General features: G+C 31.9%; 5 protein-coding genes. 2 read left to right on the forward strand and 3 right to left on the reverse strand.

Annotation, left to right across the window (positions count from 1 at the left end):
* Window positions 1-2,121, reverse strand: coding sequence for a methyl-accepting chemotaxis protein (locus tag AJN70_RS00015; RefSeq protein ID WP_070210108.1), 2,121 nt, complete (start codon window positions 2,119-2,121; stop codon window positions 1-3).
* Window positions 2,122-2,289: 168 nt separating this feature from the next.
* Between AJN70_RS00015 and zupT the strand changes: the two genes are divergently transcribed.
* Window positions 2,290-3,165 carry a zinc transporter ZupT gene (gene zupT / locus AJN70_RS00020; protein ID WP_070295293.1) on the forward strand — a complete coding sequence of 292 codons (876 nt, stop codon included), beginning with the start codon at window positions 2,290-2,292 and terminating at the stop codon, window positions 3,163-3,165.
* 23 nt (window positions 3,166-3,188) lie between these two features.
* Here the strand turns inward: zupT and AJN70_RS00025 are convergent, their stop codons facing one another.
* Window positions 3,189-5,705: a molybdopterin guanine dinucleotide-containing S/N-oxide reductase gene (locus tag AJN70_RS00025; protein ID WP_070295295.1), complete on the reverse strand. Its 2,517-nt coding sequence runs from the start codon at window positions 5,703-5,705 to the stop codon at window positions 3,189-3,191.
* A 10-nt stretch (window positions 5,706-5,715) separates the two neighbouring features.
* Window positions 5,716-6,291, reverse strand: a complete 576-nt coding sequence (locus tag AJN70_RS00030) for a cytochrome c3 family protein (protein WP_070242974.1) — start codon at window positions 6,289-6,291, stop codon at window positions 5,716-5,718.
* 166 nt (window positions 6,292-6,457) lie between these two features.
* Here AJN70_RS00030 and AJN70_RS00035 point away from each other — a divergent pair, with 166 nt between their 5' ends.
* On the forward strand, window positions 6,458-8,554 hold the full coding sequence (locus AJN70_RS00035; RefSeq protein ID WP_070295297.1) for a methyl-accepting chemotaxis protein: 2,097 nt from the start codon (window positions 6,458-6,460) through the stop codon (window positions 8,552-8,554).

Consider the following 8,554-nt stretch of genomic DNA (forward strand, 5'->3'; position numbering starts at 1 on the left):
TTAAAACCTCTTCTTCTTAACATCTTCTAAGATATTATTAGCTATATCACTTACTGTACTAGAAATAATAGCTGATTCATTAGCAATTTCAACATTATCTTTAGTAGTTTGATCAATTTGAGCTACGCTATCATTGATTTGAGTAATACCTGCAGTTTGTTCTTTAATACTTTCTGCCATATCATTGATAGATTGAACAAGTAAATTAGTATTAGCTTCTATTTCAGATAAAGACTTTTGAGTTCTCTCAGCTAGTTTTCTAACTTCATCAGCCACAACAGCAAAGCCTCTACCATGTTCTCCAGCACGAGCCGCTTCAATAGCTGCATTTAAAGCTAGAAGATTAATTTGATCTGCAATATCACCTATGATACCTGTAACATTTTTAATCTCTTCAGATTGAGTGATAACATCACTAGTTTTAACTGAAACATTTTGCATAGAAGAAGTGATCTCTTCTAAAGCTGCTGCAGTTTCTTCTAAAGATTGAGCTTGAGAATTTGAAGAAGTGGTTAAGCTTTGAACAGCAGTTTGTAATTTTCCACTTTCATTAGCTAAAGCATTAGCAAAGTCTGAACTTTGTTTTAGCATTTTAACTATTTCATCGCCTAAAGCATTGGTAGTTAATTCAACACTTCCTGAAGCATTAGAGATTTTATTTCTAAAATCTAAGCTTTTGTATTCTTCAAATATTTTATGAATAACATTCATATCAGAACCTACTCTAGCTTGTAAAACATCAAGAAGTTTATTTAGAACATTTTTAAGTTCAATAAGTTGCGGGTTTCTTGGATTAGCAGTAATTCTTGCTGTTAAATTACCACCTTCTACAACTGATACGGTTTGAACTGATTCTTTAACAGCTTGATTGTCTTGTTCTAAACCTTTTTTAGTAGCAAGGATGTTTTCGTTGATCATTTTGCCCATTTTTCCAAGTTCATCATCGGCTTTGATTGAAATTAAATCAACTTCGTGTTTTTCGTGATTTAAAAAACGAAAGAAATTTTCTAAAGATTTTAAAATGACAGGAATTCTAGATCCAACTATTTTTTTAACGCAGACATAAACTATAATCAATATGACAAGTAGTATAAAAAAAGAAATAACGATAAAAATAATTTCTAGTTTCTTTAAAGGTGCTAAAACTGAATTTTTAGGAGCAGTTACAACCATACTCCAATAACTTGAATTATTTGCAGTGCTAAAAGATGAAACGGATGCATAGCTTAAATCTCCAGTTGAAGCAACATAATCATCTATTATAACAGTTTTGTGTTCTTTAACAGCGTTATTGACTAACTCAACAGAGGGATCTTTATTTATATCATTGAGTGTTTTTAAAATGGCATTATGATTTTTATGAATGGCAATAACACCTTTATCAGTCATTAAAAATCTTAAATCCCCTTCAAAAAAATCTAATTTTGGGTCAAGTATGGTTTCAGAAACTTCAGAAAAATCTAAAGTATATCCAGCAACTCCAATCAATTTACCTTTATTATTAAAAATAGGCATTCCAAAATTAATACCTAGAAAATCTTTTCCATCGTAGTTAAGTTTAGTTGGTGGCCCAACAAATAAACTGTCTTTATCTCCATATTTAGCATTTTTTTCTACTTGCTCTATAATCTTTAAATTACCAAAATTATTTGGCGTTTGAATCGTTTCTATTCCTCCAGATTTTCCAGTGGTTTGATCAAAATAAATCATAGCAAAAGTTTTACCATCAGAACTTGTGTATCTTTTATCGATTCCTTGAGCATCCCCTAGTACTGAAGTATCTTTTAAATACAAAAAAGTATAAGCTGAATATAAACTACTATCAAATAAATTTTTCATTAAGCTTTCAATCAAATCAGCATCAACTTGATTATTGTGTTCAAACATATCATTTAAGGAAGTTGCGGTTCCTTTTGTAAGTGCAACAGTTTCATTTAGAATACCTTCCATATAATTGGTGTATCTTTTTGAAGCTAAAAATATTGAATCCTTGGCCTCTTTCTCCATATTTTCAGAAATATATATGGAAACTGTTGAAACTAATACGATAATGCCTAAAATTACCCCTATAGCTACAGATAGAATAAGCTTAGTGCTTATATTTAAAGAACGAAAATTCATATTTTTTCCTTAACTTTTAAAAATTTATAAAAAACTTACTATAGTATTCTATAATTTCTTAAAATATTCTTAAAAATTTTAATATCTTTTGTATTTTTACCATATGTTAACTTTTTATAAATATAAGTATTTAAAATATTGAAATTTTATTGAAGTTAAGAATTATTAATGCAATTTACCTTTGAACAAATTTTTATCGCAATGCTACTGACTCTTTTTGCAGGTTTTTCTACAGCTATAGGTTCTATAATAGCCTTTTTTTCTAGAAAAGATGATTTAAGAGTGCTTTCTTTAGGACTTGGTTTTTCAGCTGGGGTAATGATATATATTTCTTTCATGGAAATTTTACCCACTGCGCTGAAAGATTTTAAAAATCACTATGATTCGCATTGGGCTGAGATTTTAGGATTGGCTTGTTTTTTTGGTGGAATTTTAATATCTTTATTGATTGATAAATTAATCCCCGAAGATGTCAATCCTCACGAGCCTAAAGAGGATTTAAGCGAGTTAAAAATTTGTCCCTTACCTCAAAAAGGACAAAATCCTCCGAAATTTCATCCTGGAGAAAAATTACATCAGATTAATACTAAAGCTTTAAAACGCACAGGGATTTTTACAGCTTTAGCTATTGCTATACATAATTTCCCAGAAGGTTTTGCTACTTTTATTTCGAGTCTTGATAATCTTACTTTAGGAATTGCTATAGCTATAGCTGTGGCTATACACAATATCCCTGAAGGTTTGGCTGTGAGTTTGCCAATTTACCATGCTACAGGAGATAAGAAAAAGGCTTTTATTTATTCAGCTCTTTCGGGTTTTGCAGAGCCTTTGGGTGCTTTTGTTGGAGCTTTGATTTTATTGCCTTTTATAGGCGATCTTACTTTAGCTATAAGTTTTGCTGTGATTGCAGGAATTATGGTTTTTATATCTCTTGATGAACTTTTGCCCGCTGCAAAAACTTATGATAAGGCCCATGATAGTTTATATGGACTTATATTAGGAATGGCAATAATGGCTTTAAGTTTAAATTTGCTTGGACAATAGAAAGCCTTGCGGCTTTCTTAAATTTAGTTCACACCTTTTGGCGCACTGAAGGCAGTAAGTTTTGGTAGTTCACCTTTAAATTTTTCTATGTTTACGAGCCCTGTGTGAGAGATATTGCCATTGGCAAGTTTTGAAGTTGGTATATCCATGGTTAAAACATTTGCATTTCCACATTTGCAAAGTCCGTTTTCATTAGGATCATACCAAGCACCTTCACAAAGCCTTACAACCCCTTGCATGATTTCATCACTTACAACAGCCCCTGCTAAAACTTCGCCACGTTTGTTAAACACGCGCACTACATCGCCATTTTTTATACCAAGTTTTTTTGCATCTTTGGAATTGATTAAAATCGGCTCTCTATCTTTTATTGCATAAGTATCTCTTAAGCTTGTGTGGCAAAGTTGAGAGTGTAAGCGATCTCTTGGGTGGTTTGTAAGTAAGTGGAAAGGTGCTTCTTTGGTTGCATTTCCAAGCCATTCAATAGGCTCAAACCAAGTAGGATGGGCTTTGCAATCATCATAATTATAATTTTTAATCGTTTCTGAGTAAATTTCAATGAGCCCTGAATCTGTACCCAGAGCATTTAAGATAGGATCTTCAATAAATTCTGAAAAACGAGTCCATTCTAAACTTTCAGCTGTTGGTTCAAAAGTGATTGGTTTATTTTTAGCCCAAAATTCTTCAAAACTTGGCATAGGAGTAGCAAAAGCTTCGCCAAAACTTTGAGTTTGTTTTAGGGCACTGTTGTAGTATTCTTTGATGAAATCTTTAGCTTTTTTGCCATTTTCTGTGTAGGCATTAAAGACATCTTTTCCATAAATTTTACAAATATCAGAGAAAATTACATAATCATCTTTGCTTTCACCCACAGGCTCAACTGCTTGTTTCATAGGAGCTATATGCATATTTGAATAATCTCCTGTCATGGTAATATCATCTCTTTCATAAGATGAAGTTACAGGCATAACAATATCTGCCATTTTAGCTGTTGGAGTCCAGTAAATTTCATTTACCACAACGGTGCGTGGTTTTCTCCATGCTTTTACGTTAGTGTTGGTATCTTGATGGTGCACTAAAGGATTTCCACCTACCCAGTAAATAAAATCAATATCAGGATAGGTAAGCTTAGAGCCGTTGTGATCTATGGTTTTTCCAGGGTGAAGTAAAGCATCAGCGATTCTTGCTACAGGGAAAGAATAACTCGCTGCATTTTGAAGCCATTCTGCACCTTCGTTTGAAGTTTCGCTTTTTGCTAAACCTTTAAATTTACCATTGTTCCAAATTCCTAAGCTACCTGCTGTCATACCGCCGATAACTCCGCCTTTGCAAGTTGGAACACCACCATTGCTGTAATGGTAGCTTAATCCAAAACCACCTCCTTTTGTGCCGATTTGTCCTAACATCGCACAAAGAGTAACTAACATCCAGTGAGGCTGTTCGCCATGATGTGCTCTTTGCATACCCCAACCACTCATAATCATAGTAGGATTATCATAAAAAGTTTCAGCTAAATTTTTGATAGTTTTTTCATCGATACCGCAAATTTTACTTGCCCATTTGGTATCTTTTTTCACTCCATCTTCTTTACCTTCTAAATAATCTTTAAATTTATCAAAGCCTGTAGTGTAAGTGTCTAAAAACTCGTAATTGATTTTTTTCTTAGCAATTAAATGGCTTGCCATACCCATCATTAAAGCTACATCGGTATTTGGGCGTGGAGCTATCCATTTGGCATTTAAAAATTTCGCTGTAGTGGTTTTTACAGGATCTATACAAATCACTTTGATTTTACTGTCTTTAAGTTTTTCAAAATACGCCAAACCTCTTTGTTCGTTTGAAGTCCAAGCTATGCGTAAAGTAGAAAGCGGATCAGCACCCCAAATCACAACATATTTAGAATCACTTAAGATATTTTCCCATGAGGTTTGTTGCTCATAAACTTCAATCGATCCTACAACATAAGGCATAATCACTTGAGAAGCTCCTGTAGAATAGTCTCCTGTAGCTCCTACAAATCCACCTGTTACATTTAAAAATCTATGAAGTAAGATGCGTGAGTTTTGCATATTTCCACTTGATTTCCAGCCATAGCTTCCACCAAAAATCGCACTTGCACCTTTACTATCTCTTGTTTTTTTAAGCTCTTTGGCGATAAGCTTGATCGCTTCACCATAACTTACGCGAACAAACTCATCTTTTCCGCGAAGCTCAGGTTTAGGATTGTCAGGATTTTCAAGGTAGGATTTACGCACATAAGGATACTTCACACGAGATTTATAAACCATATCGGCAGTATAGTGCTGTAAAGGATTATCCATTTTTGTAACTTTTTCCCAAGGTTCACTTTTTACTATCTTACCATCTTTTATAGTGAGTTTTAAAATCCCCCAGTGTGCTGCGGTAATCACTTCTCCATTTTTTACAAGTCCGAGGCTAACTTTTGAAGCTTCTACGGTTTTTCCTGCACTTAAGCTTGGAATGAGAGGTAAAGCACTTAAGCTCGCTCCAATTTTTAAAAATTTTCTTCTATCTAGCATGCTTTTCTCCTTATTTTGTTTTAAAATCTTTTGCGTTTTTTTGTAAGTATTCTATAACTAGCCATCTGTCTTTTTTATCAATACCTGTTCTATCGGCCATAGAACGGAAAATTGCAGGCCAAGCATTAGCTGTAAATTCTTTTTCTTTGTGGATAGCGTGGCAAATTCCACAGTTATTTACAAAAAGCTCTTTGGCTCGATTTAACATTTCTTTATTGTCTTTGACAAATTCTTTTTTATCTGCCCAAATTTCAAGGCTTACCTTATCCCATTTTCCATTTTTTCCAGTTATTCTTTGAGAGAAATTTAATTTTGTATTTTTAGAAAAAGCTGCAACAATAATTCTTTGAGAGTCATTGAAATAAATCACAGAAGGTGCTTTAGGATTTACATAACCATCAATTTTTAGCAAAACCCTGTTATTTGCGCTTTTTAACACTTCAAAAGGATTTGTAGGTAAAAGTCTTCCTATGACTTTAGTATCATCTTTATTAAGATAAAGCGATACAACTTCATCAGTATAGGCGGTATTTTTTGCCCATAAACATGTCGCTAGGACAACAAAAGAAATGAAAATCTTTTTCATTGCTATTCCTTAATATAAATTTGATGTAAATGTATTTTAACATTATTTAATTTAATTATTAATTAATATTAACAAAATATTAATTAATAATTAATAACTTTTTTAGAAAAAAATAAGCATTTTATAGTTATAATTCTAGAAAATAAATATACAAGAAAGGAAGACAATGTTAAAATCTATCGGAACTAAATTAACCCTTTCAGTAATTGGAAGTGTTATGGTTAGCTTAGTCTTTATGATTGCCATCATATCATGGAAAGTTTCTCAAAATATGGAAAAAGAAGCAGAAATTGCTCTAGATATAGCTTCAAAAAGATATGTAAATTATATGCAATCCACGCTTAATGAACCTTTTTTACTCTCTAAAGCATTAGGTACTAGTATACAACAAGTTATTAATGATAATGGGAGCATTGACATTAATGTATTGGAAAATTTAACCAAAAAAACATTAGATTCAAGTATGCATACCACTTATGCTTTTTTATACATTAAAGATCTTTCAGTCTTATCAGGAAATAAAGAAAAAGACATTCAAAATGGAAATTTATCTATTGTTTATAATGATTCAACTCCAGGGATTGACGGAGGTATTAAAACATTTATACAAAATAAAAATATGTATAACAGTATACCTGTAATCTCAAAAATTGAAAACAATGTGCACAATGGAGAACAAAAGATTATTTTTGGTTCAGTTAAGCGTCTTGATTATGGCAATGGAGAATTTTTAGGGATAAACTTAGGAATGCCTATTTTTAATCAAAAAGGAGATTTTGCAGGAGTTATTGGTTTCTCTTTAGAGCTTTCACAGATGTCTAAAGCTTTACTTGATCCTTCATTAAATTTTCACGAAGGAGATCAAAGATTACTACTTACAGATGATGGAACATTTGTTATACATGAAAATCCTAAAGCAATTTTGCAAAAAATCAATGAATACAACCATTCTCCTTCTGTAGCTCCTATATTAAGTGCTATTAAAGAACATAGAGATATTTTAATCAATAATTTTTATACATCTACAGGTTTAACTAGTTATGCTTCGGTTGTCTCCTTTAGTACCCTAGAAGATTCAAGTTATTGGAGTATACTTGTAACAACCCCTAAAAATTCAGTTTTAAAACCTTTATATAATCTTCAGTTAATTATAGTTGCTGTAGTTGTTATATTTTTAATTATAATTTCAGCTATTGTATATATGTGTATAAAATATATGGTAAGTGCAAAAATTAATTCAATTTTTAAATCTTTGCAAAATTTCTTTGACTTCATCAATCATAAAACAAAAAATGTTTCCACTATAGAAGTAAAAAGCAATGATGAATTTGGACAAATCTCAAATGCTATCAACGAAAACATCCTTGCTACTAAAAAAGGTTTAGAACAAGACAATCAAGCTGTTAAAGAATCAGTTCAAACCGTATCAGTTGTAGAAGGTGGTAATTTAACAGCAAGAATTACTGCTAATCCAAGAAACCCGCAACTTATTGAACTTAAAAATGTTCTAAATAAACTTCTTGATGTTTTACAAGCTAGAGTAGGTTCTGATATGAATGTTATTCATAAAATATTTGAAGAATACAAAAGCTTAGATTTTAGAAATAAAATCTCTAATGCTTCAGGAAGTGTTGAATTAACTACCAATGCTTTAGGCGATGAAATAGTTAAAATGCTAAAACAAAGTTCAGACTTTGCTAATGCTTTAGCTAATGAAAGTGGAAAATTACAAACTGCTGTTCAAAGCTTAACCACTTCTTCAAATTCTCAAGCTCAATCTTTAGAAGAAACTGCAGCAGCTTTAGAAGAGATCACTTCTTCTATGCAAAATGTTTCAGTTAAAACTAGTGATGTTATCACTCAATCTGAAGAGATTAAAAATGTTACAGGTATCATAGGTGATATTGCAGATCAAATTAATCTTCTAGCTTTAAATGCAGCTATTGAAGCGGCTCGTGCTGGAGAACATGGTAGAGGCTTTGCTGTTGTGGCTGATGAAGTTAGAAAACTAGCTGAGAGAACTCAAAAGTCTTTATCTGAAATAGAAGCTAATACTAATTTACTTGTTCAATCTATCAATGATATGGCAGAAAGTATTAAAGAACAAACTGCAGGTATTACTCAAATCAATGATAGCGTAGCTCAAATTGATCAAACTACTAAAGATAATGTTGAAATTGCTAATGAATCAGCTATTATTTCTAGTACAGTAAGTGATATAGCTAATAATATCTTAGAAGATGTTAAGAAGAAGAGGTTTTAA

The organism is Campylobacter sp. BCW_4341 (assembly GCF_001764255.1).
Classification (GTDB): Bacteria; Campylobacterota; Campylobacteria; order Campylobacterales; family Campylobacteraceae; genus Campylobacter_D; species Campylobacter_D jejuni.